This is a genomic window from Mycobacterium sp. E2479 (assembly GCF_001667925.1).
Classification (GTDB): domain Bacteria; phylum Actinomycetota; class Actinomycetes; order Mycobacteriales; family Mycobacteriaceae; genus Mycobacterium.
This window is the reverse complement of the sequence record NZ_LZJR01000096.1, coordinates 201,597-225,540: the sequence shown is the minus strand read 5'-3', so window position 1 is coordinate 225,540 and position 23,944 is coordinate 201,597. Positions and strand designations below refer to the sequence as shown.

Annotated in this window: 22 protein-coding genes and 1 pseudogene; 17 read left to right on the top strand and 6 right to left on the bottom strand. The window is 67.5% G+C overall.

Features of this window, described 5'->3' with window-relative positions:
* Positions 1 to 109: 109 nt before the first annotated feature.
* Both A5686_RS16005 and A5686_RS16000 read right to left on the bottom strand, forming a co-directional pair.
* A complete protein-coding gene (locus tag A5686_RS16005; protein WP_067936005.1) occupies positions 110 to 691 on the bottom strand; it encodes a hypothetical protein in 582 nt (193 codons plus the stop codon).
* A 58-nt stretch (positions 692 to 749) separates the two neighbouring features.
* Entirely contained in the window at positions 750 to 1,499 is a 750-nt protein-coding gene (locus A5686_RS16000) for an enoyl-CoA hydratase (protein WP_067936000.1), read from the bottom strand.
* 101 nt (positions 1,500 to 1,600) lie between these two features.
* Here A5686_RS16000 and A5686_RS15995 point away from each other — a divergent pair, with 101 nt between their 5' ends.
* Together A5686_RS15995 and A5686_RS15990 are read left to right on the top strand one after the other, a co-directional pair.
* On the top strand, positions 1,601 to 1,870 hold the full coding sequence (locus A5686_RS15995; protein ID WP_067936240.1) for a DUF2277 domain-containing protein: 270 nt from the start codon (positions 1,601 to 1,603) through the stop codon (positions 1,868 to 1,870).
* The gene (locus A5686_RS15990) at positions 1,867 to 2,436 is read left to right on the top strand and encodes a DUF1802 family protein (protein WP_067935995.1); all 570 of its coding nucleotides are present in this window, start codon (positions 1,867 to 1,869) and stop codon (positions 2,434 to 2,436) included. The genes A5686_RS15995 and A5686_RS15990 overlap by 4 nt, the downstream gene beginning before the upstream one ends.
* A 27-nt stretch (positions 2,437 to 2,463) precedes the next feature.
* Here A5686_RS15990 and A5686_RS15985 read toward each other — a convergent pair whose 3' ends face one another.
* Positions 2,464 to 3,051 carry a DUF3558 domain-containing protein gene (locus A5686_RS15985; protein WP_067935992.1) on the bottom strand — a complete coding sequence of 196 codons (588 nt, stop codon included), beginning with the start codon at positions 3,049 to 3,051 and terminating at the stop codon, positions 2,464 to 2,466.
* Positions 3,052 to 3,210: 159 nt separating this feature from the next.
* Here A5686_RS15985 and A5686_RS15980 point away from each other — a divergent pair, with 159 nt between their 5' ends.
* The 5 genes from A5686_RS15980 (at position 3,211) to A5686_RS15960 (ending at position 8,423) form a co-directional block, all read left to right on the top strand.
* Positions 3,211 to 4,188, top strand: a complete 978-nt coding sequence (locus A5686_RS15980; RefSeq protein WP_067935989.1) for a metallophosphoesterase — start codon at positions 3,211 to 3,213, stop codon at positions 4,186 to 4,188.
* Positions 4,185 to 4,865: a 4'-phosphopantetheinyl transferase gene (locus tag A5686_RS15975; protein ID WP_067935987.1), complete on the top strand. Its 681-nt coding sequence runs from the start codon at positions 4,185 to 4,187 to the stop codon at positions 4,863 to 4,865. Before A5686_RS15980 ends, A5686_RS15975 begins: the two co-directional genes overlap by 4 nt.
* Entirely contained in the window at positions 4,862 to 5,779 is a 918-nt protein-coding gene (gene truB / locus A5686_RS15970; RefSeq protein ID WP_067935986.1) for a tRNA pseudouridine(55) synthase TruB, read from the top strand. The genes A5686_RS15975 and truB overlap by 4 nt, the downstream gene beginning before the upstream one ends.
* 171 nt (positions 5,780 to 5,950) lie before the next feature.
* On the top strand, positions 5,951 to 7,153 hold the full coding sequence (locus A5686_RS15965; RefSeq protein WP_067935984.1) for a lipid-transfer protein: 1,203 nt from the start codon (positions 5,951 to 5,953) through the stop codon (positions 7,151 to 7,153).
* 7 nt (positions 7,154 to 7,160) lie between these two features.
* On the top strand, positions 7,161 to 8,423 hold the full coding sequence (locus A5686_RS15960; RefSeq protein ID WP_067935981.1) for an acyl-CoA dehydrogenase family protein: 1,263 nt from the start codon (positions 7,161 to 7,163) through the stop codon (positions 8,421 to 8,423).
* Between the two features lie 92 nt (positions 8,424 to 8,515).
* Here A5686_RS15960 and mntR read toward each other — a convergent pair whose 3' ends face one another.
* Complete coding sequence (gene mntR / locus A5686_RS15955; RefSeq protein ID WP_067935978.1) at positions 8,516 to 9,208, bottom strand: manganese-binding transcriptional regulator MntR; 693 nt, start codon at positions 9,206 to 9,208, stop codon at positions 8,516 to 8,518.
* 110 nt (positions 9,209 to 9,318) lie between these two features.
* On the opposite strand from mntR, the gene A5686_RS15950 reads away from it, so the two are divergent.
* The 5 genes from A5686_RS15950 (at position 9,319) to A5686_RS15930 (ending at position 16,011) form a co-directional block, all read left to right on the top strand.
* A complete protein-coding gene (locus A5686_RS15950; protein WP_067935976.1) occupies positions 9,319 to 10,293 on the top strand; it encodes a bifunctional riboflavin kinase/FAD synthetase in 975 nt (324 codons plus the stop codon).
* Positions 10,294 to 10,683: 390 nt separating this feature from the next.
* The gene (rpsO, locus tag A5686_RS15945) at positions 10,684 to 10,953 is read left to right on the top strand and encodes a 30S ribosomal protein S15 (protein WP_067935973.1); all 270 of its coding nucleotides are present in this window, start codon (positions 10,684 to 10,686) and stop codon (positions 10,951 to 10,953) included.
* A gap of 397 nt (positions 10,954 to 11,350) precedes the next feature.
* On the top strand, positions 11,351 to 13,606 hold the full coding sequence (locus tag A5686_RS15940; RefSeq protein WP_197520589.1) for a polyribonucleotide nucleotidyltransferase: 2,256 nt from the start codon (positions 11,351 to 11,353) through the stop codon (positions 13,604 to 13,606).
* Complete coding sequence (locus tag A5686_RS15935; protein ID WP_067936237.1) at positions 13,584 to 14,966, top strand: pitrilysin family protein; 1,383 nt, start codon at positions 13,584 to 13,586, stop codon at positions 14,964 to 14,966. The genes A5686_RS15940 and A5686_RS15935 overlap by 23 nt, the downstream gene beginning before the upstream one ends.
* 19 nt (positions 14,967 to 14,985) lie before the next feature.
* Positions 14,986 to 16,011 carry a nitronate monooxygenase gene (locus A5686_RS15930; RefSeq protein WP_067936234.1) on the top strand — a complete coding sequence of 342 codons (1,026 nt, stop codon included), beginning with the start codon at positions 14,986 to 14,988 and terminating at the stop codon, positions 16,009 to 16,011.
* A 14-nt stretch (positions 16,012 to 16,025) separates the two neighbouring features.
* On the opposite strand, the gene ald is transcribed toward A5686_RS15930, so the two are convergent.
* Positions 16,026 to 17,141: an alanine dehydrogenase gene (ald, locus tag A5686_RS15925; protein ID WP_067935967.1), complete on the bottom strand. Its 1,116-nt coding sequence runs from the start codon at positions 17,139 to 17,141 to the stop codon at positions 16,026 to 16,028.
* A gap of 90 nt (positions 17,142 to 17,231) precedes the next feature.
* Between ald and A5686_RS15920 the strand changes: the two genes are divergently transcribed.
* The 5 genes and pseudogenes from A5686_RS15920 to A5686_RS15900 all read left to right on the top strand — a co-directional run bounded on the left by A5686_RS15920 (position 17,232) and on the right by A5686_RS15900 (position 23,067).
* Positions 17,232 to 17,693 (top strand): SRPBCC family protein, encoded by a 462-nt coding sequence (locus tag A5686_RS15920; protein ID WP_067935964.1) that lies wholly within the window; start codon positions 17,232 to 17,234, stop codon positions 17,691 to 17,693.
* A 23-nt stretch (positions 17,694 to 17,716) separates the two neighbouring features.
* Positions 17,717 to 19,180: pseudogene (locus A5686_RS15915) on the top strand (flavin-containing monooxygenase).
* Between the two features lie 127 nt (positions 19,181 to 19,307).
* Complete coding sequence (locus A5686_RS15910; protein ID WP_067935962.1) at positions 19,308 to 20,216, top strand: metal-dependent hydrolase; 909 nt, start codon at positions 19,308 to 19,310, stop codon at positions 20,214 to 20,216.
* Positions 20,217 to 20,220: 4 nt separating this feature from the next.
* The gene (locus A5686_RS15905) at positions 20,221 to 21,978 is read left to right on the top strand and encodes an SDR family oxidoreductase (protein WP_067935959.1); all 1,758 of its coding nucleotides are present in this window, start codon (positions 20,221 to 20,223) and stop codon (positions 21,976 to 21,978) included.
* A gap of 12 nt (positions 21,979 to 21,990) precedes the next feature.
* The gene (locus A5686_RS15900) at positions 21,991 to 23,067 is read left to right on the top strand and encodes a PDR/VanB family oxidoreductase (RefSeq protein WP_067935957.1); all 1,077 of its coding nucleotides are present in this window, start codon (positions 21,991 to 21,993) and stop codon (positions 23,065 to 23,067) included.
* 199 nt (positions 23,068 to 23,266) lie between these two features.
* On the opposite strand, the gene A5686_RS15895 is transcribed toward A5686_RS15900, so the two are convergent.
* The gene (locus A5686_RS15895; RefSeq protein WP_067935954.1) at positions 23,267 to 23,917 is read right to left on the bottom strand and encodes a TetR/AcrR family transcriptional regulator; all 651 of its coding nucleotides are present in this window, start codon (positions 23,915 to 23,917) and stop codon (positions 23,267 to 23,269) included.
* Positions 23,918 to 23,944: the final 27 nt, after the last annotated feature.

The following is a 23,944-nucleotide window of genomic DNA, read 5'->3' as shown; positions in this document are numbered from 1 at the left end:
CGTGGTGATCGCAAGCGCGGCGAAGCCGGGCGCAGCGGGTCACCACCATGTGAGTTCGTGGTGATCGCAAGCGCGGCGAAGCCGGGCGCAGCGGGTCACCACCATCTAATTAAAACGCCCAGCTTCCCGAGCGCTGGACGACGAATCCGTGGTCGCCGCTGGTGGTGTCCAGGCAGGCGACGAGGTCGTCGGCTCCCACCGCACAGGTGACGTTGAGGTAGGTCAACTTCTGGCCCACCGCCAGCGCCTTGCCCCCGGCCGGTAACTGGGCCGGGTTGCCGTCACATCCGCCGTAGGACATGCGGCTCAACTGGTATCCGGGGCCCTTGAAGTCCACCGAACCCACGAGACAATCGCCGGGTCGTGGACGGCCGCCGGGGACGGGTACGTCGTCCATCCCCACCATGTCGCCCTTGCACTTGATGTCCTGCGACGGCTGGGGTACGGGCGGCGGTCCGCCGTAGAAGTCACAGACCAGGGCCGGGCCCGCCGAGAAACTGACCCGTGGCGGGCTCCCCGGCGCGCCGGCGACCAGGTAGCCGTCGGCCGGTACGGCGGTGAAGGTGTCGAGGTTGGGAAATCCCGGTGGCGGCAGCGCGCCCGCGTGCGGCGCGAACACCGCGATCGCCGACGCGGCCGCCAGCGTCAGGCCGCACAGCATCCGCGCGGCGATTCCGACGACCGTATTCATCAGCTGATCGTATGGGGTGGGCCCGATCGGCGGGGGCGGACTGGCGCAGATCGCGACGTCAACGCACCTGCGAGCGCCCGCGTTGCAGCACGGCCTCCCGGTTGGCGGCGATATCGTCCCCGCTGGTCCGGAACTGCCGGGCCGCCGTGGCCTCTTGCCACAGCCCCGCGCTGATCTGCGCGTCGTCGATGCGGTGATAGGACGCCAGCAACGCCCGCACCGCATCCTGGTTGTTTCCGACGATCGACGCCGCCACCGCCCGCGCGGTGGGCAGCAGCTGGTCGTGGGGCACCACCTCGGTCACCAGCCCGGCACGCAGCGCGTCACCGGCCGACAGATAGTCACCGGTCATGCTCATCCGCCGGGCCAGCCCGACTCCCACCTTCTGCGGCAACCGCACGCTCAAACCCCAGGTGGGCAGCAGGCCCACCCGTGCGTGCGTGTCAGCGAAGCGGGCGTTCTCCGAGGCGATCAGGATGTCGCAGTACAACGCCAACTCCAACCCGCCGGTCACCGCGGCGCCGTTGATCGCACCGATCACCGGCTTGGTCAGCGCCGGCCACCGCGGCGAGATGTCAGGAAGCGCCGAGGAGCCGCCCAGTTCTTTGAGATCCAGTCCCGCGCAGAACACCGGGTCGGCGCCGGTGACGATGACGACGTCGACCTCCTCGTCGGTTTCGGCGTCGGCCAATGCGCCGAAGAAGCGGTCCCGCAATGCCGAAGACAGGGCGTTGCGCGACTGGGGCCGATTGAGGGTCAGGGTGCGCACTCGTTCGTCGGTGTCGATCAGCAGGATCTCGTCGGTCATCACATCACCGTAGCCAGGCGCCCGGATCAACCGGGCGCCGCCTCGCCGCCGGCGGAACCGTCGGGAAGCGGTGGCGCCGAGCAGCGCTTATCGTGGAAAAGATGTGCCGGAATATCACCGAACTGCGCGGTCTGCAGCCAGCGGCCACCGCCGAGGAAATCGCGGCGGCGGCCCGACAATACGTGCGCAAGGTCAGCGGCATCACCCACCCCTCGGCCGCTAATGCCGATGCGTTCGAGGTGGCGGTCGCCGAGGTCACCGAGACGACGACGCGGTTGCTGGGGCAGCTGCCTGCGCGGCGCCAGCCGCCCAAGACGGTTCCGCCGCTGCGCCGTCCCGAGGTGGTAGCGCGGATGGCGGCCGCGAAATGAACGTCGCCACCGAATCTCCCACAATTCCCGCGCTCAAGGAGTGGAGCGCTGCGGTGCATGCCCTGCTGGATGGCCGCCAGCGAGTGTTGCTGCGCAAGGGCGGCATCGGCGAGAAGCGATTCGAACTGGCCGCGCGCGAATTCCTTCTGTTCCCGACGGTCGCGCACAGCCATGCCGAGCGGGTGCGCGCCGAGCACCAGGACCTGCTGGCACCCGCCGCCGCCGACAGCACCGACGACGAGTTGGTGATCCGGGCCGCCGCGAAAGTTGTTGCGGCGGTGCCGGTTGAGCGCCCGGACGGCCTTTCGGCCATCGAAGATCTGCACATCTGGACCGCCGACTCGGTACGAGCCGACCGGCTCGACTTTCGTCCCAAGCACAAACTGGCCGTGCTGGTGGTGTCGGTGAGACCGCTGCTCGATCCGGTGCGCATCATCAGGACTCCGGAATACGGCGGCTGCAAGAGCTGGGTGCAGCTACCGGTGCGGGCGCCGTCGGCGGCGCCGGTGCACGACGACGTGGCGCTAGCCGCGGTCGCCGCCCGGGTCCGCGCCGCGGTTGGGTGACAACTCCGCCGGGGGTACGCGACCGGATCAGAACTTGTAATACGGGGCGAGGTCGTTGGCGCGTTGCAGATTGGTCTGCATGCAATCGACCTCGGGATTGGAATAGACGGTCGAGTAGTAAAGCGCCTGCTGCAGCACCCCGTAGCTGGTCCTGAAGACGACCATGCACGAGTAGTACCAGTAGCTGTTGTGGTAGGTCGGTTTGAGCACCCAGTACTGCGCGGCGCGGTGACCCGCGATCGTCGTCTCGACGGCGTCGGCGGGCAATGACTGCTCGTAGGTGCGCCAGATGATCGGCTCGACGGCCACCTGATAATTCCCTGCGTCGAAGTGGCAGCGCAGCCCGTCTTCGTGCTCGGGCGGCGTGAATCCCAGCCCGAGCCGCTGGATGACATCGAACGGAATGTCCTCGCACGCGTCGAAGGGGCGCGGATCGGTGGTCGCCACGATCGGGCTCTTCATGGTCGTTTCCATCGGCTGGGCGGTCGACCTCAGTTCGACGGGCCGATCGCCGACGCCCGACCCTGCCGGGGCGGTCAATAGACCCATCGTGCCCCCGATGGCCGCTGTGAGCAGCGCACCCAGCGCGCCCATCAGACGAACATTGGCGAACACGACACCCCCTGACGCCCCAGCGGTCCTTTCGGGGGAGTGTACAAGTCCCGCGCGGGACGTCACAGGCAAACCTGAACTTGTTCTAACTCGCCCGCTGGCCGGTCGAGATGACGCCCACGACACGGGCTTGCTCCGTTGGGGTCGTTAGGGTGGTTAATCGTGGCTGGGCATACATCGGGACGGGAACCGACCAACGGTGGGCAACCGACACTGTGGGCGGTGTCCGACCTGCACACCGGCCACCTTGGCAACAAGCCGATCACCGAGTCGCTGCATCCGTCCCATCCGGACGACTGGCTGATCGTCGCCGGGGATGTCGCCGAGCGCACCGACGAGATCCGTTGGGCGCTTGACCTGCTGCGACGGCGCTTCGCGAAGGTGATCTGGGTGCCGGGCAACCACGAGTTGTGGACCACCACCCGCGACCCGGTGCAGGTCTTCGGCAAGGCGCGCTACGAGTACCTGGTCAACATGTGCGACGAGATGGGTGTGGTCACGCCAGAGCACCCGTTCCCCGTCTGGACGGAGCGCGGCGGCCCGGCCACGATCGTGCCGATGTTCCTGCTCTATGACTACAGCTTCTTGCCGGAGGGGGCCACGAGCAAAGCCGAAGGCCTGACCATCGCGCGTGAGCGCAACGTGGTGGCCACCGACGAGTTCCTGCTCTCCCCGGAGCCGTACGCCACCCGTGAAGCGTGGTGCCGCCAGCGTCTCGAGATCACCCGTGCCCGCCTGGAAGAACTGGACTGGATGACACCGACCGTCCTGGTGAACCACTTCCCGCTGGTCCGCGACCCCTGCGACGCTCTGTTCTACCCGGAGTTCTCCCTGTGGTGCGGAACCACCAAAACCGCCGACTGGCACACCCGCTACAACGCTGTCTGCTCAGTCTACGGCCACCTGCACATCCCGCGGACCACCTGGTATGACGACGTGCGCTTCGAGGAGGTGTCGGTGGGCTATCCGCGGGAATGGCGGCGCCGCAGGCCGCCAAGCTGGCTGCGGCAGGTGCTGCCGGATCCGCAGTATGCGCCCGGGGACCTCAACGACTTCGGCGGCCACTTCGAGATCACTCCCGAGATGCGGCGACAGGCCGCGCAGTTCCGGGAACGGTTGCGGCAGCGGCAATCACGATGACGGAAGACACGCTGGTTTCCGCGGTACTGCCGGTGACGGACGGTCTCGCCTACTCCGAGGTGTATTCCGATCCGCCCGGTCTCGCGCCGCTGCCCGAAGAAGAGCCGCTGATCGCCAGGTCGGTAGCCAAGCGCCGCAACGAGTTCATTACCGTCCGGCACTGCGCCCGAGTCGCGCTGGGCGAGCTCGGCCTGCCACCGGTGCCGATCCTCAAGGGCGAGAAGGGAGAACCCTGCTGGCCCGAGGGCGTGGTGGGCAGCCTCACCCACACCGCGGGTTATCGGGGTGCGGTCGTGGGCCGCACCGAGGCGGTGCGCTCGGTGGGCATCGACGCCGAACCGCACGACGTGCTGCCCGACGGTGTGCTGGACGCGATCACGCTCGAAGAGGAGCGACACGAGATCTCCGCCTTGCCCGCCGGGCTGCATTGGGACCGAATCTTGTTCTGCGCCAAGGAAGCGACCTATAAGGCCTGGTTTCCGCTGACCAAGCGATGGCTGGGTTTCGAAGATGCTCATGTCGTGTTCGACCTCGACCCGCCCGATGGGGGAACGACCGGAGTGTTCGTCTCCAAAATCCTGATCGATCCGGAGGCGCGGTCGGGTCCGCCGCTGACCGCGCTCAGGGGTCGATGGTCGGTCGAGCGAGGGCTGGTGCTCACCGCGATCGTGCTATGAGCGAAAGCCCCAGCGGGCCCGGAATAGTCGTCATCGACAAGCCGCCCGGGATGACCAGTCATGACGTGGTCGGCCGCTGCCGCCGGATCTTTTCCACGCGCAGGGTGGGGCACGCGGGGACTTTGGACCCCATGGCCACCGGCGTGCTGGTGATCGGCGTCGAGCGCGCCACCAAGATCCTCGGCCTGTTGACCGCGACCGAAAAGTCCTACACCGCCACCATCCGGCTGGGGCAGAGCACATCCACCGACGATGCCGAGGGCGAACTGCTGCACCGTGTCTCGGCGCGGCACCTGACGAGCGAGGCGATCGAATCCGCCGTGGGCGGCCTGCGCGGTGACATCGAACAGGTGCCGTCGACGGTCAGCGCTGTCAAGATCGACGGCAAGCGCGCCTACCGGTTGGCCCGCGAGGGCCAGGCCGTCGAGCTCAAGGCCCGGCCGGTGCGCATCGACCGGTTCGAGGTGTGCGACATCCGGCCCGGGCCCGCCGGCCAGGACGTGGTCGACCTGGACGTCGAGGTCGACTGCTCATCGGGAACCTACATTCGCGCCCTGGCCCGCGATGTCGGCGCCGCGCTGGGGGTGGGCGGGCATCTGACGGCGTTGCGGCGCACCCGTGTCGGGCGCTTCGTGCTCGATCAGGCGTACCCGCTCGACGAATTGGCGGAGCGCCCGCGACTCACTTACAGCCTGGACGAGGCTTGCCTGGCGATCTTCCCGCGCCGCGACCTGTCCGCCGAGCAGGCCGAGGCGACCGCCAACGGTCGGCCCCTGGCGCCGGCCGGGTTCAACGGCGTCTACGCCGCCTGTGACCCCGGCGGCCGGGTGATGGCGCTGCTGCGCGACGAGGGCGCGCGCACGAAGTCGGTGGTGGTCATCCGCCCGGCGACGATGCGGGACGGGACGTCCTGAGGAGGAGTCGGGCCTTTGGGTTGCGTCCGGCGACGATGCGGGACGGGACGTCCTGAGGAGGAGTCGGGCCTTTGGGTTGCGTCCGGCGACGATCTAACGGCCCCCGGCCCAACGGTTGGTTGGGCTACGTTGCACACTGAGGTATCTAGGCGGCCTACGGAAGGGGCTGAAATGTCCACCAAAACGTCCAACAAGGTCTACGTCGTCGGCGTTGGCATGACGAAGTTCGAAAAGCCGGGGCGCCGTGAGGGCTGGGATTATCCCGACATGGCCAGGGAATCGGGAACCAATGCCCTGAAGGACGCTGGCATCGATTACCGCGAGGTTCAGCAGGGCTACGTCGGCTACGTCGCCGGTGATTCGACGTCCGGACAGCGGGCGCTCTACGAGCTGGGCATGACCGGCATCCCGGTCATCAACGTCAACAACAACTGCTCCACCGGTTCGACGGCGCTCTTCTTGGCCGCGCAGGCCATTCGCGGCGCCATCGTCGACTGCGCGATCGCACTCGGCTTCGAGAAGATGCAGCCTGGCTCCCTAGGCGGGGGCGCCCAGGACCGCGAATCGCCGATGGCCAAGCACGTCAAGGCGATGGCCGACATCGACGAGTTCGCCATGCCCGTCGCCCCGTGGATGTTCGGCGCTGCCGGGCGCGAGCACATGAAGCAATACGGCAGCACCGCAGAGCATTTCGCCAAGATCGGTTACAAGAACCACAAGCACTCGGTCAACAACCCGTTCGCCCAGTTCCAGGAGTCCTACACGCTCGACGACATCCTGGCGGCGCGGATGATCTCCGACCCGCTGACCAAGCTGCAGTGCTCGCCGACCTCGGACGGTTCGGGCGCGGCGATCCTGGCCTCGGAAAGCTTCGTTGAAAGCCACGGTCTGGCCGGCCAGGCAGTGGAGATCGTCGGCCAGGCCATGACCACCGACTTCGCGTCGACGTTCAACGGCAGCGCGAAAAACCTCATCGGCTACGACATGAATGTTCAAGCCGCACAACAGGTCTACGACCAGTCCGGGCTCGGCCCGCAGGACTTTCAGGTAATCGAGCTGCATGACTGCTTCTCGGCCAACGAACTGCTGCTCTATGAGGCCCTCGGCCTGTGCGGTCCGGGCGAGGCGCCCAAGCTGATCGATAACAACGACACCACCTACGGCGGTCGTTGGGTGGTCAACCCGTCCGGCGGCCTGATCTCCAAGGGGCACCCGCTCGGCGCGACCGGGCTGGCGCAGTGCGCCGAGCTCACTTGGCAGCTACGCGGGACAGCGGACAAGCGCCAGGTCGACAACGTCAGCGCCGCACTGCAACACAACATCGGGCTGGGCGGCGCCGCTGTCGTCACCGCCTATCAGCGCGCCGAGCGTTAAGGGCGCCATGATCGAGTGGTCCGACACCGACCTGATGGTCCAGAATGCCGTCCGCCAGTTTGTCGACAAAGAGATCCGCCCGCATCTGGACGAATTGGAAACCGGCGAAATGTCGCCGTATCCGATCGTGCGCAAGCTGTTCAGCCAGTTTGGCCTCGACACCATGGCCGCCGAGTCGGTCAAGAAGATGCTGGACCGCGAGCGCGCCAAGCAGAACGGCGAACAGGTCGACGATGAACGCGACGAAATGCCGGATGAAGCAGGCGGTTTCGGTGGCGGCGCGCAGGGGTCGATGATCGCGGTGTTGGTGTCCGAAATCGCCCGGGTCAGCATCGGGTTGCTCAGCACTGCGTCGGTGAGCCTCGGCCTTGGCGCGGCGACCATCATGAGCCGCGGGACGCTGGCGCAGAAGGAACGCTGGCTGCCGGAGCTGATGACGCTGGAAAAGATTGCGGCGTGGGCTATCACCGAGCCGGACTCGGGCTCGGACGCCTTCGGCGGCATGAAAACCTACGTCAAGCGCGACGGCGAGGACTACATCCTCAACGGGCAGAAGACCTTCATCACCAACGGACCATGCGCCGACGTTCTCGTCGTCTACGCCAAACTCGACGAGGGTGACCCCGGTGTCGACAAGCGCAACCGGCCGGTGCTGGTCTTCGTGCTCGATGCCGGCATGCCGGGCCTCACGCAGGGCAAGCCGTTCAAAAAGATGGGCATGATGTCCTCGCCGACCGGCGAGCTGTTCTTCGACAACGTGCGGCTGAGCCCGGACCGGCTGCTCGGCGAGAGCGAACAGCACGCCGACGGCGACGGCCGCGACAGCGCTAGGGCCAACTTCGCCGCCGAGCGGATCGGGATCGCGATGATGGCGTTGGGCATCATCGACGAATGCCACCGCTTGTGCGTGGACTACGCCAAGAACCGGACATTGTGGGGCAAGAACATTGGGCAATTCCAACTGATCCAGCTCAAGCTGGCCAAGATGGAGATTGCCCGGATGAACGTGCAGAACATGGTCTTTCACACCATCGAGCGCCAACAGGGCGGCAAGCCGCTGACACTGGCCGAGGCCTCGGCGATCAAGCTGTACTCGTCGGAGGCGGCCACCGAGGTGGCGATGGAGGCCGTACAACTGTTCGGCGGCAACGGGTACATGGCCGAGTACCGGGTGGAACAGCTGGCCCGCGACGCCAAGTCGCTGATGATCTACGCGGGCAGCAACGAGGTTCAGGTCACCCACATCGCCAAGGGGCTGCTGGCCGACTGAGCGTCTGTTCGCCGAGCGTGACGTCAGGGCGAAAAATGTCGCGAAAACTCGCCATGAGTTCACGCTGGGCGCGAGATGGAAGATCGGCGCCGCTAGGCCGTCACCCAGATGGCCCGGGCGGCCGGGCTGCCCAGGTCGACCGTCGTCTCGGCGCCGTCGCCGGAGTCGATCGCGACCGAAATCATGCCGGCGAATTCGCGACGGGTCAGGACCCGCAGGCGGGAATCGAGGTTGATGCCGACATCGGTGAAATAGCGCAACATCTCGGGGTCGGCGTCGGAGATGCGGGCGACCGTGCCGGTGTCACCGTCGTCGCACGCCCACAGCTGGCGGGCCGGCGGGGTGGGCACCTGGCCGTCGGAGGCCGGGATCGGGTCGCCATGGGGGTCGCGCTGCGGGAAGCCCAGTTTCGCGTCGATGCGGGCCACCAAGCGATCGGACACTGCGTGCTCGAGCACCTCGGCCTCGTCGTGCACCTCGTCCCAGGCGTAGCCGAGCTCGTTGACCAAGAAGGTCTCCAGTAGTCGGTGCCTGCGCACCATCTCCAGGGCCGCCCGCCGCCCCGCCTCGGTCAGCGTCACCGCGCCGTACTTCTCGTGGTCGACGAGGCCCTGCTCGGCGAGCTTGCGGATGGACTCCGAGGCGGTGCTGGCCGACACCCCGATCTTCTCGGCCAGCATCTTGGTGCTGACCTTCTCCCGTGACCACTCTTGGGCATTCCAGATGACCTTGAGATAGTCCTGGCCGACCGCGGTGATACCGCCACGCTCTTCGTCAGGCCTCACAACCAGAAGTTTAGGCAACCCACGCCTGATCCGGCCGCTCCCCGACATCATGGCGGGGCTCAGGCCCTCTGGATCTCCCGGCGGATCACTCGGCGCCGTAGGCTTGCGGCGTGCAGCGGTGGCGCGGCCAAGACGAGATACCCACGGACTGGGGCAGGTGTGTGCTCACGATCGGTGTGTTCGATGGCGTGCATCGGGGCCACGCCGAGCTGATCGCGCATGCCGTGAAGGCGGCGCGGGCCCGCAACGTCCCGACGGTATTGATGACGTTTGACCCACATCCCATGGAAGTGGTCTACCCCGGCAGCCATCCCGCGCAATTGACGACGCTGACCCGGCGCGCCGAACTGGTCGAAGAGCTCGGCGTCGACGTCTTCCTGGTGATGCCGTTCACGACCGATTTCATGAAGCTCACCCCGGAGCGTTACGTGCACGAGTTACTGGTGGAGAACCTGCACGTCGTGGAGGTCGTGGTGGGGGAGAACTTCACCTTCGGCAAGAAAGCGGCGGGCAACGTCGAGACCCTGCGGCGCGCGGGGGAACGCTTCGGGTTCGCCGTGGAGTCGATGTCGCTGCTGTCAGAGCATCACAGCAACGAGACCGTGACCTTCTCGTCCACCTACATCCGGTCCTGTGTGGACGCCGGCGACATGGTGGCGGCCACCGAAGCGCTGGGCCGCCCGCACCGCGTCGAAGGTGTGGTGGTGCGCGGCCACGGGCGCGGCATCGAGCTGGGTTACCCGACCGCCAACGTGGCGCCGCCGATGTATTCGGCCATCCCGGCCGACGGCGTTTACGCCGCGTGGTTCACCGTGCTCGGCCACGGACCGGCCACCGGCACCGTCGTCCCCGGTGAGCGCTACCAGGCGGCGGTGTCCGTCGGCACTAACCCGACCTTTTCCGGGCGCACCCGCACGGTCGAGGCGTTCGTCCTGGACACCACGGCCGATCTCTACGGCCAGCATGTGGCCCTGGATTTCGTGGCCCGGATCCGCGGTCAGCACAAGTTCGACTCCGTCAAGGAACTCGTGGCCGCGATGGGTCAGGACACCGACCGGGCTCGGGCTTTGCTGTCCGCGGGTTAACCCGCTTTGCTGTCCGCGGCTTGACCCACTGCGCTGTCCGCGGGTTGACCCACTGCGGTGTCCGCGGGTTGACCCACTGCGCTGTCCGCGGGTTGACCCACTGCGGTCACATCCGCCACACCAGTCTCTGCGCAGGGGTACTCGATGTGCCCGCCTTCCAGCGACAACGCGTAAGCCCGCGGTTGTCGCTGGAAGGTGGGCAAAACCAGTGTTCTCCAAGGCAGGGACCAATGGGGCGGATGGGGCTCACGCGCCCAGTGCGGGCGCCGCGCCGTTTGTGCCCGGTGGCTGCGCCGCTGCTAAACTGCCGGACGACATCGGCGCGTGCTGCGGTTCGCGGTGGCCGCGCCTTGAACATGCCTTTCGCGGACCGATTGATGGAGATAGTTCGTGGCGCTGACAGCCGACCAGAAAAAAGAGATCCTGGGCAACTACGGCCTGCATGGCACCGACACCGGTTCGCCCGAGGCGCAGGTCGCGCTGCTGACCAAGCGGATCGCCGACCTGACCGAGCACTTGAAGGTGCACAAGCACGACCACCACTCGCGGCGCGGGCTGTTGCTGCTGGTCGGACGCCGGCGCCGGCTGCTCAAGTACGTCGCTCAGATCGATGTCGAGCGGTACCGCTCGCTGGTCGAGCGGCTGGGCCTGCGTCGCTGACACAACCTCTGCCGGGGCATCCGCGGCCCGCACGTTCCGAGCAATATGGCGGGCAGGGGTGGCCCGTGTAGAGTGAGGACGTTCTGGGCCTGTTCGGCCCGAACGAACGGTGCGGTCACGCAGATCCGCGTGTGCCGTTCCAGCGTGTCACTACGCACCCCCGAGGGAGCAGCCCAGTCTGCATCGGGCGGTCTTCGGTAGTGGCTGCCGGGCTCTCCGGATCTGGGGCAGGTCGGCCGCTTCGATCGATGGCCGTAGCCGTATACAGACTGCTCTTCTCCGAAAGCTCTCCAGGGTGATCGCGGACCCAACGGGTCGGTGAGCAACCCTGCGGGGCCTCTCCAGGTTGCGCGTGACGACGCGAAACAGCCGAATAAGAGAGGCCGTACGGACGTCCATGTCTGTCGCTGAAATTGAAGAGGGCGTGTTCGAGGCGACCGCCACCATCGACAACGGGAGCTTCGGCACCCGCACCATCCGTTTCGAGACCGGCCGGTTGGCCCAGCAGGCAGCTGGTGCCGTGGTCGCGTACCTCGATGAGGAGAACATGCTGTTGTCGGCGACCACCGCCAGCAAGAGCCCCAAGGAGCACTTCGACTTCTTCCCGTTGACCGTCGATGTCGAGGAGCGGATGTATGCCGCCGGCCGCATCCCCGGTTCGTTCTTCCGTCGCGAGGGTCGTCCCTCCACCGACGCGATCCTCACCTGCCGGCTCATCGACCGGCCGCTGCGCCCGTCGTTCGTTTCCGGGCTGCGCAACGAAATCCAGGTCGTGGTCACGGTCATGAGCCTGGATCCCAATGACCTGTACGACGTGCTGGCGATCAACGCCGCGTCGGCCTCGACCCAGCTAAGCGGCCTGCCGTTCTCGGGTCCCATCGGTGGGGTGCGGGTCGCGCTCATCGATGGCACCTGGGTGGCGTTCCCCACCGTGGAGCAGCTCGAGCGCGCGGTGTTCGACATGGTGGTGGCCGGCCGCAAGGTCGACGGTGACGTCGCGATCATGATGGTCGAGGCCGAGGCCACCGACAAGGTCATCGAGCTTGTCGAGGGCGGCGCCCAGGCTCCGACGGAAACCGTTGTGGCCGAGGGGCTCGAGGCCGCCAAGCCCTTCATCGCTGTGCTGTGCACCGCGCAGGAGGAGCTGGCCGGGGCCGCCGCCAAGCCCGTCGGCGAGTACCCGACGTTCCCGGACTACCAGGAAGACGTCTACTACTCGGTGGCCTCGGTGGCCACCGACGAGCTGGCCAAGGCGCTGACCATCGGCGGCAAGGCCGAGCGCGACGCGCGCACCGACGAGCTCAAGGCCGAGGTGCTGGAGCGGCTCGCCGACACCTACGAGGGCCGCGAAAAAGAGGTCAGCGCCGCCTACCGGTCACTGACCAAGAAGCTGGTGCGCCAGCGCATCCTGACCGACCACTTCCGCATCGACGGCCGCGGCATCACCGACATCCGCGCGTTGTCGGCCGAGGTCGCCGTGGTGCCGCGGGCGCACGGCAGCGCGCTGTTCCAGCGCGGCGAGACCCAGATCCTGGGTGTGACCACCCTGGACATGGTCAAGATGGCTCAGCAGATCGACTCGCTGGGACCGGAAACCACGAAGCGCTACATGCATCACTACAATTTCCCGCCGTACTCCACCGGCGAGACCGGCCGGGTGGGCTCACCCAAGCGGCGCGAGATCGGGCACGGCGCCTTGGCCGAGCGTGCCCTGCTTCCGGTGCTGCCCAGCGTCGAGGAGTTCCCGTACGCCATCCGTCAGGTGTCCGAGGCGCTGGGCTCCAACGGCTCGACCTCGATGGGTTCGGTCTGTGCGTCCACCCTGTCGCTGCTGAATGCCGGTGTGCCGCTGAAGGCTCCGGTGGCCGGCATCGCGATGGGTCTGGTGTCCGATGACGTCGAGGTCGACGGCAAGACCGAGCGCCGCTTCGTCACCCTGACCGACATCCTGGGCGCCGAGGACGCGTTCGGCGACATGGACTTCAAGTGCGCCGGCACCAAGGACTTCGTCACCGCGCTGCAGCTGGACACCAAGCTCGACGGCATCCCGTCGCAGGTGCTGGCCGGCGCGCTGGGGCAGGCCAAGGACGCGCGGTTGACCATCTTGGAGGTCATGGCCGAGGCGATCGACGCTCCCGACGAGATGAGCCCCTATGCACCGCGGGTCACCACCATCAAGGTTCCGGTGGACAAGATCGGCGAGGTCATCGGGCCCAAGGGCAAGGTCATCAACGGCATCACCGAGGAGACCGGCGCCCAGATCTCCATCGAGGACGACGGCACCGTGTTCGTCGGCGCCACCGACGGGCCCTCGGCGCAGGCCGCGATCGACCGCATCAATGCCATCGCGAACCCGCAGCTGCCGACGGTTGGCGAACGGTTCCTCGGAACCGTGGTAAAGACAACGGATTTCGGTGCATTCGTGTCGCTGCTGCCCGGGCGTGACGGCCTGGTGCACATCTCCAAGCTAGGCAAGGGCAAGCGGATCGCCAAGGTCGAGGACGTGGTGAACGTCGGCGAGAAGCTGCGCGTCGAAATCGCCGACATCGACAAGCGTGGCAAGATCTCGCTGGTTTTGGTGGAGGAAGACAACGCGGCTCCCGCCGATGCTCCGGCGGCCGCCCCTGCCGATGCCGCAACGGCGAGCAGCTGACTCGTCGGCCGGGACGCGTCCCGGCCGGGCCGGCGCCCTGCGCCGGGGCAAGGCCGCTGAGGCGGAATCGACGCCAAAAGCCGCGCTGCGGCGCACCACGCTGCCGGGCGGCTTGCGAGTGGTCACCGAGTACCTGCCCTCGGTGCGTTCGGCATCCGTCGGGGTCTGGGTCGGTGTCGGCTCGCGCGACGAGGGTGCCACCGTCGCCGGGGCCGCGCACTTCCTCGAGCACCTGCTGTTCAAGGCAACCCCTAGCCGCACCGCCGTGGACATCGCGCAGGCGATGGACGCCGTCGGGGGAGAGCTGAACGCGTTCACCGCCAAGGAACACACCTGCTACTACGCCCACGTGCTCGACACCGACCTGGCGCTGGCCGTCGATCTGGTCGCCGACGTGGTGCTCAACGGGTGCTGCGCGGCCAGTGATGTCGAGCTGGAACGCGACGTGGTCCTCGAAGAGATCGCGATGCGCGACGACGACCCCGAGGACGCGCTCGGCGACTTGTTTCTGAGCGCGCTCTTCGGTGACCACCCGGTGGGCCGTCCCATCATCGGCACCGCGCAGTCGGTGGCGTCGATGACGCGAAACCAACTGCACTCGTTTCATGTCCGGCGCTACACCCCCGAGCGGATGGTGGTGGCGGTGGCCGGCAATGTCGACCACGGCGAGGTGGTCGCCTTGGTGCGCCGGCACTTCGGGCCGCATCTGGTTCCCGGCCGCGAACCCATCGCCCCGCGCAAGGGTGCCGGACGGGTCACCGGCGGCCCCCGCCTGCTGCTGGGCAACCGGGATGCCGAGCAGGCTCACGCGTCGTTGGGCGTCCGCACCCCCGGCCGTCGCTGGGAGCATCGCTGGGCGCTGTCGGTGCTCAACACCGCGCTGGGCGGCGGCCTGAGTTCGCGGCTGTTCCAGCAGGTTCGAGAGCTGCGCGGGCTGGCCTACTCGGTGTATTCGACGGTGGATGTCTTCGCCGACAGCGGTGCGCTGTCGGTGTATGCCGCCTGTCAGCCCGAACGCTTCGCCGAAGTGATGGCGGTGACCAGCGACGTGCTCGAATCGGTGGCGCGCGACGGCATCTCCGAGTCGGAATGCCGCATCGCCAAGGGATCGTTGCGCGGCGGTCTGGTGCTCGGCCTGGAAGATTCCAGCTCGCGGATGAGCCGGCTGGGCCGCAGCGAGCTCAACTACGGCAGACACCGCAGCATCGAGCACACCCTGCAGCAAATCGATCAGGTGACCGTCGAGGAGGTCAACGCGGTGGCCCACCGGCTGCTCGGGCAGCGTTACGGCGCCGCGGTTCTGGGACCCTACGCGGCCAAACGGTCACTGCCCCAACAACTTCGGGCGATGGTAAGTTAACCGAATGGTACTGGGCCAGATGGTGCTGGGCTTTTGGGACATCAACGTGCCCATCGTGGGTGCTCCCATGGCCGGCGGGCCGGGGACCCCCGCCTTGGCGGCGGCGGTGTCCAATGCCGGCGGGCTCGGATTCGTCCCCGGTGGGCACCGCAGTGCCGAGCAGCTCGCCGACGACATCGTGGCGGCGCGCAAGGCCACCACCGGCCCGCTCGGAGTGAACTTGTTTGTGCCCCAACCCAGCGTCGCCGACTGGGTGGCCCTGCACTACTACGCGGCCGAACTTGAAGAAATCGCCGAGCACTACCAGGTGGAGGTAGGTCACCCGCGGCACGGTGACGACGACGAGTGGGAACAGAAGCTCGAGGTGGTGGCCGACCTTCGGCCCGAGCTGGTGTCCTTCACTTTCGGCGCGCCGCCGCCCGACGTGATCCGGCGGCTGGGCGCGCTGGGCCTGCTGGTGATGGTCACCGTCACAACGGCCTACGAGGCGGGAGTCGCCGTCGCGGCGGGCGCGGACAGCCTGGTGGTCCAAGGGCCCGCCGCCGGGGGGCACCGCGGCACCTTCGCACCGGACATGGAGCCCGCCAACGAGTCGCTGCATCAGCTCATCGACCGCATCCGCAACGCGCATGACATTCCGATCATCGCGGCGGGCGGACTGGGCACCGCCGACGAAGTGGGGGCCGCGCTGCGCAGGGGAGCGGTGGCGGCCCAGGTCGGCACCGCGCTACTGCTCGCCGATGAGGCGGGCACCAACTCCGCACACCGCGTCGCGCTGAAAAACCCGCTGTTCGCGACGACCGTTGTCACGCGGGCATTCTCGGGCCGCTACGCGCGCGGCCTGGAAAACGACTTCACCCGCATGCTCGATCACGTCGCGCCGCTCGGCTACCCCGAGGTCAACCAGATGACCTCACCGATCCGGGAGGCGGCGGCCGCGATCGAAGATCCCAACGGGATGCCCCTGTGGGCCGGGACGTCGTTCAAGAACGCCTGCGCGGGCCCCGCGGCCGACATCATCGCCGGTCTCGCGGCCACCAGTTAGCCCGCACGCACCGGTCAGGCCAGAACGGTTGCCGGCTCGGTGAACGCCATGCCGAGGTCGGTGGCCACCTGTTCGGACAGGAGCGCGCCGCCGTGCGTCGAAAGACCCTTGGCCAGAGCAGGATCCGAACGGCACGCCGCCAGCCAGCCGCGATCGGCGAGCGCGAGCACATACGGCATGGTCGCGTTGGTCAGTGCCACCGTCGATGTCTTGGGCACCGCGCTGGGCATGTTGGCCACGCAGTAGAACACGGTGTCGTGCACCGCGAAGGTGGGGTCGTCATGCGTGGTGGGGCGGGAGTCCTCGAAGCAACCGCCCTGATCGATCGAAATGTCCACCAGCACGGCTCCCGACTTCATTTGTGAGACAAGGGAATTCGGGATCAGATTGGGCGCCTTCGCGCCCGGCCGCAGCACGGCGCCGATGACCAGGTCCGCGCGCTTGACGGTGCCCTCCAAATCGTAGGCCGACGAGTAGCGGGTGCGGATCTGGCCGCCGAACTCCGCGTCGAGCAGCCGAAGCTTGTTGATGTTCACGTCGAGCACCGTGACCGACGCCCCCATACCGCCGGCGACCCGGGCCGCGTTGTAGCCGGCCGTGCCCGCGCCCACCACCACGACGTCGGCGGGCTTGACGCCCGGAACACCGCCCATCAGCACGCCGCGCCCCCCGTGGGTGCGCATCAGGTGGTAGGCCCCCACCTGAGCGGACAGCCGTCCGGCGACCTCGCTCATCGGGGCCAACAAGGGCAGTGTGCCGTCCGCGGTCTGGACGGTCTCGTAGGCGATCGACGTCGTTCCGGATGCCAACAGCGCCTCGGTGCACGCCCGTGATGCGGCCAGGTGCAGAAAGGTGAACAGGATCTGGTTGCGTCGCAACAGGTCATACTCGGCCGGTACCGGCTCTTTGACCTTGAGCAGCAGGTCCGCGTCTGCCCAGACCTGTTCGGCCGTCTCGGTAAGTTGGGCGCCCGCGGCCTTGAATTCCGAGTCGGTGATCGCCGAACCTTCTCCGGCACCGGCCTGCACAAACACGTCGTGGCCCCGGCGGGTCAGTTCGGCGACGCCGGCGGGGGTGATGGCGACCCGGAACTCATTGGTCTTGGTCTCGGTCGGTACGCCGACTCGCATGATCGCCCCTTGGTTGCCGGTTCACGTTCAAGTGTGAAGAAACTTCGCGGGAGCCGCAAAAGCTGGCTGTTTGCTGGCTATGATCGGCGAATGACCGACCCGTGCGTTTCGGCCACCGTGCAGATCGACGCCCGGCCCGAGGTGGTGTACCGGCTCATCACCGACCTGCCCACGCTGGCCGACCTGGCCGAGGAGGCGGTCGCGATGCAGTGGCGCAAAGGCGAAGCGGTGCGGCCCGGCGCGGTGTTCACCGGCCACAACGAGAACGGCAGCCGCCGCTGGAGCACCAAGTGCACGGTCACCGACGCGGAACCGGGCCGCCGCTTCGCGTTCGACGTGAGCCATACCGTCTTTCCGATCGCGCGCTGGCAATACGACATCGTCGCCGCCGACGGCGGGTGTGAGGTCACCGAAAGCACCTGGGACCGCAGGCCCGGGTGGTTCCGCAAGGTCGCGGGCAGGGCCACCGGCGTCACCGATCGGGTGACCGCCAACACCGAGCACATCCGGCTCACCTTGCAACGCCTCAAGCAGCGCGCCGAGACCGAATAGACGAACAAACCCCGGGGGTACCGATGTCGCGACGCGATCCCGCCGTAGCCGTCGTCGGAGCCGGTATGTCCGGGCTGTGCGTCGCAATTGCCTTGCTGCGCAGCGGTATCAGCAATGTGACCGTCTATGAGAAAGCCGACGACGTGGGCGGCACCTGGCGCGACAATACCTACCCGGGTCTGGTCTGCGACATCCCGTCGCGTATTTACTAGTACAGCTTCGCCAGAAATCCCGACTGGTCGCACCTGTTCTCACCCGGCGGTGAAATCCAGGCCTATTTCCAAGACGTCGCCGACCGTTTCGCTTTGCGGGAACGCATCAGGTTCGGCACCGAGATCGTCCAGGCGCGCTTCGACGACGGCCGCTGGTTACTGCGCACCGACGCCGGCGACGAATCAACGGTCGACTTCTTGATCTCGGCCACCGGCGTGCTGCACCACCCGCGACTCCCATCGATCCCGGGCCTGGATGACTTCGGCGGCAACGTGTTTCACTCCGCGCGCTGGGATCACGGTGTGGACGTGCGGGGCCGGTGCATCGCGATCGTCGGCAACGGGTCGACCGGCGTGCAGCTGGTGTGCGGGCTGGCCGGGGTGGCCGGCCACGTCGCGCTGTTCCAGCGCACCGCGCAATGGGTGCTGCGCCTGGCGAATCCGCGCTACAGCGGCTTCACTGGGATCACCCGGCGCAAGATGCCGTGGCTGGATAAGTTGGCGTATCGCATCTACAGCCTCGGGTACGACTTCTTCGCGGTCGGACTGACCAAGCCGGGCCTGCGCCGAAAGATCATGGCAGCGCTGTGCCGCGCCAGCCTCTGGGAAATCCGCGACCCCGAGTTGCGACGGTCGCTGACTCCCGATTACACACCGGCCTGCAAACGCCTGGTGATGTCGAACGGTTTCTACCGGGCCATGCAGCGCGACGACGTCGAACTGGTGACGGCAAGCATCGACCACGTGGAACGGCGCGGCATCGTCACCGGCGATGGCGTCCTGCACGACGTCGACATCATCGTGCTCGCCACCGGGTTTGACACCCACGCATTTTTCCGGCCGATGGAGTTGATCGGCCGCGACGGCGTTCGCGCCAACGACGTCTGGCGCGACGGTCCTCGCGCCTACCAAACCGTGGCGCTGTCCGGCTTTCCCAACTTCTTCATGATGCTGGGGCCGCACAGCCCGGTGGGAAACCTCGCGCTGACCACCGTGGCCGAATCGCAGGCCGACCACATCCTGACCTGGATCGAGCGCTGGCGTCGCCGCGAATTCGACACGATCGAGCCGACGGCCGCGGCGACCGAAAGCTTCAACGCGAAGCTGCGCGCCGCGATGCCGGACACCGTGTGGACCACCGGCTGTAACAGCTGGTACCTCAACAAGGACGGCGTGCCCGAGGTGTGGCCCCTCACGCCCGCCGAACACCGCCGGATGCTGGCCAACCCCGACCCCGGCCAGTACGTGCTGCGCCGGCACGTCGCGGCCGGGTGAGCACGATCGCAAAGAACCCAGTACCGGCGGTTTCGCATATCTGCGCGGCGTACTTATACTTGGGACGCGCCACGTCCGCCGCAAGACCGTGATCGAGGGCTAAACGCTGAGGTAGGGGGCACGCACGATGCTGACCGTCGACAACCAAGCAGCGGGTCCGCATGACGCCTCGCTGGACCACGAACGACTGGTTCTCGAGGCCCGCGATGTGGACTTCGACTGGGCGCAGCTGCCGTTCCACTACGTGCCCGGCGAGCCTTTTGCCACCCATGTCCTCAACGTGCTGCACCTGCTGCTGCCCGCCGGCGAAGAGTTCTTCGTCGACGTGTTCAAGCAGACCCTGCCGCTGATCAAGGACGACCAGCTGCGCCTCGACGTGCAGGGCTTCATCGGCCAGGAGGCCGTGCATTCGCAGGCGCACGCGAACGTGCTCGCTCACTTCGCCGCGCGCGGCATCGACCTGACCCCGTACACCGGCCAGATCAAGTGGCTGTTCGACAGGCTGCTGGGGCCGCGGCCCAACTGGAGTCGGCGTCGCCAGCAGAGCTGGCTCCTCGAGCAGGTTTCGCTCGTCTCCGCGATCGAGCACTACACCGCCATCCTGGGGGAGTGGATTCTCGACTCGCCGGCCCACGACAATATCGCTACCGATCCGGTGATGCTGGACATGCTGCGCTGGCACGGCGCCGAAGAGGTCGAGCACAAGGCGGTGGCCTTCGACACCATGAAGCATCTGCAGGCCGGTTACTGGCGACAGGTGCGCGCCCAGCTCGTCGTGACGCCGGCCATGCTGCTGTTGTGGATTCGCGGTGTGCGGTTCATGTACTCGCTGGATCCCGAGCTGCCGCCCGGCACCAAGCCGCGCTGGCGCGACTACTTCTCCGCCGCGCGCCGCGGTTTGGTGCCCGGGCCGATGCGCTTCATCCGGGCGGTCGGCAACTATTACCGGCCGGGCTTCCACCCCTCGCAGCTCGGTGGGCTGGGGCTGGCCGTCGACTACCTGGCGATCTCACCCGCCGCGCGCGCCTCGCACTGAACCGATGGCCATCACGTCGACCATCACCGCCAGCGACGGCGTCACGCTGGCCGTGCACCGGTACACCGACATCGACCCGGCGCGGCCAACCATCTTGGCAATTCACGGATTTCCGGACAACCACCATGTCTGGGACGGCGTGGCCCACGAACTGACCGGCAAGCCCTACAACGTGGTGGCCTACGACGTACGTGGGGCCGGTGAATCAACCCGTCCCGCAAAAAGATCCGGATACCTCTTTGCGCAACTGGTCTGCGACCTCGGTGCCGTGATCGACAGCCTGGGTGTCGGTCGGGTGCATCTGCTGGCCCATGACTGGGGATCGATTCAGGCATGGGCGGCGGTCACCGACGAATCGGTGATGGGCAAAGTCGCTTCCCTCACTTCGATCTCGGGCCCGCACCTGAACTACGCCGGCGCATTCCTGCGGTCGGCGCGCACGCCGCGCACCGCGGCCCAGGTCATCAGACAACTGATCGCATCGGGCTACATCGGCTTCTTCCTGTGCCCTGGCGTGCCGGAACTGTCGTTTCGCTCACGCGTCGGCGTGAAAGCCATTGAGGCACTTGAGCGCATCGGCCGGTCGAGCACGCGCAGCCAGCACCACGACACCCTGCGCTCGGTCACCGATTATGTGTACGGGCTCAACCTGTACCGGGCGAACATGCCGGCGCCGATGGTGGCGCCCGGACGCCAGCTCCCCGAGACAAAGGTCGCCGTCCAGACTTTGGCGCCGCGCCGCGACATCTTCGTCACACCCGCGCTGCAACGGTTCACCGGGGCAATTCCGGGCGGCGGCAGGGTGATCGAGATCGAAGGCGGGCACTGGGTGGTTACATCGCGTCCGGATGTCATCGCCCGGTTGACCGCCGAGTGGGTCGACCGCAACGTCGACGGTGCGCCCGGCGCGGGAGCGGCCGAAGTGCGCGGCGCGCGGCGTGAGGTGCGGGGCAAACTCGCGCTGGTCACCGGCGCCGGCGCCGGAATCGGGCGAGCCACGGCGGTGGAACTGGCTCGGCACGGCGCCCGAAAGATCGTGCTCGCCGATCGTGATCTGGCCGCTGCCAACGAAACCGCCGACGCCGTGCGCGCCGCGTGCGCCGAGGCGGCGGTTTACCAGGTCGACGTCAGCGACGAGGCCGCCATGAACGAGCTTGCGACGCAAGTGCGCAACGAACACGGGGTGGTCGACATCCTGGTGAACAACGCCGGCATCGGGATGGCGGGCCGGTTCCTGGAGACGAGCTCGGCGAACTGGGAAACCATCATGGGCGTCAACGTTCACGGCGTCATCTCGGGCAGCAGGGCGTTCGGGGCGCAGATGGTCGAACGCGGCGAGGGCGGCACGATCATCAACGTGGCGTCGGCGGCGGCTTACCTACCGTCGAAGTCCATGGTCGCCTACAGCACCACGAAGGCGGCGGTGCTGGCGCTGAGCGAGTCGTTGCGCGCCGACTTCGCCGACGAGGGGATCAGCGTCACGGCGGTGTGCCCGGGATTCGTCAACACCAACATCGCCAAGAGCACGATCTACGCGGGGATGAGCGCGGACCAGCAGGAGCGGGCGCGGGGCAAGGCGGACGCCGCCTATCGGCGCCGCAACTTCACCCCCGAAGCGACCGCCAGGGCAATCGTCAAATCCGTCAAGACCGCTCCGGCCGTGCTGCCGATCGCCGCGGAGTCGCGGATCGGCTATGCGATGCGGCGCATCAGCCCGGGGGCGATTCGGCTGTTCGCGCGCTTGGACATTCGGCAGAAATAGGGGACCGTTTCAATGCCGGAGAGCATTTGGGCCAGCAGACCCGCCGACCTGTACGGACGGCGTGACCACGACCGATTCGGGTCGTTGCTGTGGGGCGTCCGGGCGGTGTTCGAAGGCTTTGCCACGCTGTCACGGTGGTCGCCGTCGCGGGTGAAACCGGTGCAGCGCAAGCTGACCGCGGTGGTGACCAAGCGCGAGATGGCCGCGCCAGACGTCGTCGCGTTGACCCTGGCCGACCCCGACGGCGGGCTGCTTCCATCCTGGACGCCCGGCGGCCATATCGACGTGCTGCTGCCCTCGGGCCGGCGCCGGCAGTACTCGTTGTGCGGTGCGCCCGGGCGGCGCACCGAATACCGCATCGCCGTTCGCCGGATCGCCGACGGCGGAGGCGGATCCATCGAGATGCATGAGACGTTCGATGTGGGCGACACGCTGTCGTTCGAAGGTCCGCGCAACGCGTTCTACCTCGGCACCGCCGAGCGGGACGTTCTGTTCGTCATCGGCGGCATCGGCGTGACGCCCATCCTGCCGATGATCCAGGTGGCGGCGCAGCGCGGAATCAATTGGCGCGCAATCTACACCGGCCGCAGCCGCGAGTACATGCCACTGCTAGACGAGGTCGTGTCGCTGGGGCCGGACCGGGTGACGGTGTGGGCCGACGACGAGCACGGCCGCTTTGCCACCGTGGCGGAGCTGTTGGACGGGGCGGGACCGGCGACCGCCGTTTACGTCTGCGGGCCCAGCGCCATGCTGGAAGCCGTCCGCATCGCCCGCGACGAGCATGCTGGTGCGCCACTGCATTACGAAAGGTTCAGCCCGGCACCCGTCGTCGACGGCGTGCCGTTCAAGCTGGAGCTCGCACGATCAGGGCAGCTGCTTGCGGTACCGGCGAATCGCACCGCGCTCGAAGTGATGCTCGATAGGGACCCGACCACCCCATACTCGTGCCGGCAAGGATTCTGCGGGACATGCCGGGTCAAAGTGCTTGCCGGACAAGTGGATCACCGTGGCCGCGCCGACCCGGGCGACGACGGCATGCTGGTGTGCGTTTCGCGCGCCGACGGTGAGCGGGTGGTCATCGACGCCTGAGGCGGTAGCACAGTGGGGCCAACCAGGGCGGCTGAGGTCTCGGGGATAGAGCAGCACGGCCAAGGCCTTCGGCGACGTGAGCGCGTCGAGTACCTGGTCCGGCAGTATCCCGGACCAGGATCGCCGCCACACCGGATAGTGCAGCGCGGCCACATCGGCGAATCACTTGACGTGGCAACGCGGATCGTGACGTCGGCCATTACGGCCGCGACTGCTCGAGGTAGGCGGCCAGGGCGTTGGTCAGACCCCGGCGCGCCATGTCGAGGTCGGCATAGGAACCCAGCTGACGCTCCGAGACCAGGCCGCGCATCGCACCGGGGATAAGGGCGGCGACCTCACGAACCCGATCCGGATCGACGGACAGACCGGCAAAGGCGTGCTGGCAGGTCTGCAGCCAGCTTTTGCCCCAGGAAAACAGCTCGGCGGCGGTGCGCGGGTAGAGCCGCTCGAGCTCCTGGGGATCACGCGGCAACGCGGCCCGCAGGTTTTCGATCGCCCGTGAATCCGGGGACGCCAGGCCGCGGTAGAGGGTATCGATGATGGCGCCGACCCGCTCGCGCAGCGGCGCATCCGGCGAGACGGGTGTGGACAGCGTCGAGAAGGTCGCGGCGCGGCGTTCCGCGGTGCGGTGCAGCACGGCGGCCCAGAACCCATCGGTGTCGCCGAACTGGTACTGGACCGCTCCCCACGTGGCGCCGATGTCCTTGGCGATGCGGTTGGCGGAGACCGAGCCCCGCTCGCCGGAGGCCAGCGAGCGTAACGCCGCCTCGAGCATGCTTTCGCGGGTCGCGTTGCCCCGCCGATTGGGGCGCCGGCCCGCAACGCCGGCCGCGCTGCTCTGACGGGTCATCCGCCGATCCTATCCACTGACGCGCGG

Excerpts from the sequence above, each read along its gene's own strand:
- A5686_RS16005 (WP_067936005.1), bottom strand. The coding sequence starts at position 691 with ATGAATACGGTCGTCGGAATCGCCGCGCGGATGCTGTGCGGCCTGACG.
- A5686_RS16000 (WP_067936000.1), bottom strand. The coding sequence starts at position 1,499 with ATGACCGACGAGATCCTGCTGATCGACACCGACGAACGAGTGCGCACC.
- A5686_RS15995 (WP_067936240.1), top strand. The coding sequence starts at position 1,601 with ATGTGCCGGAATATCACCGAACTGCGCGGTCTGCAGCCAGCGGCCACC.
- A5686_RS15990 (WP_067935995.1), top strand. The coding sequence starts at position 1,867 with ATGAACGTCGCCACCGAATCTCCCACAATTCCCGCGCTCAAGGAGTGG.
- A5686_RS15975 (WP_067935987.1), top strand. The coding sequence starts at position 4,185 with ATGACGGAAGACACGCTGGTTTCCGCGGTACTGCCGGTGACGGACGGT.
- truB (WP_067935986.1), top strand. The coding sequence starts at position 4,862 with ATGAGCGAAAGCCCCAGCGGGCCCGGAATAGTCGTCATCGACAAGCCG.
- A5686_RS15965 (WP_067935984.1), top strand. The coding sequence starts at position 5,951 with ATGTCCACCAAAACGTCCAACAAGGTCTACGTCGTCGGCGTTGGCATG.
- A5686_RS15960 (WP_067935981.1), top strand. The coding sequence starts at position 7,161 with ATGATCGAGTGGTCCGACACCGACCTGATGGTCCAGAATGCCGTCCGC.
- A5686_RS15940 (WP_197520589.1), top strand. The coding sequence starts at position 11,351 with ATGTCTGTCGCTGAAATTGAAGAGGGCGTGTTCGAGGCGACCGCCACC.
- A5686_RS15935 (WP_067936237.1), top strand. The coding sequence starts at position 13,584 with ATGCCGCAACGGCGAGCAGCTGACTCGTCGGCCGGGACGCGTCCCGGC.
- A5686_RS15930 (WP_067936234.1), top strand. The coding sequence starts at position 14,986 with ATGGTGCTGGGCTTTTGGGACATCAACGTGCCCATCGTGGGTGCTCCC.
- ald (WP_067935967.1), bottom strand. The coding sequence starts at position 17,141 with ATGCGAGTCGGCGTACCGACCGAGACCAAGACCAATGAGTTCCGGGTC.
- A5686_RS15920 (WP_067935964.1), top strand. The coding sequence starts at position 17,232 with ATGACCGACCCGTGCGTTTCGGCCACCGTGCAGATCGACGCCCGGCCC.
- A5686_RS15910 (WP_067935962.1), top strand. The coding sequence starts at position 19,308 with ATGCTGACCGTCGACAACCAAGCAGCGGGTCCGCATGACGCCTCGCTG.
- A5686_RS15905 (WP_067935959.1), top strand. The coding sequence starts at position 20,221 with ATGGCCATCACGTCGACCATCACCGCCAGCGACGGCGTCACGCTGGCC.
- A5686_RS15900 (WP_067935957.1), top strand. The coding sequence starts at position 21,991 with ATGCCGGAGAGCATTTGGGCCAGCAGACCCGCCGACCTGTACGGACGG.
- A5686_RS15895 (WP_067935954.1), bottom strand. The coding sequence starts at position 23,917 with ATGACCCGTCAGAGCAGCGCGGCCGGCGTTGCGGGCCGGCGCCCCAAT.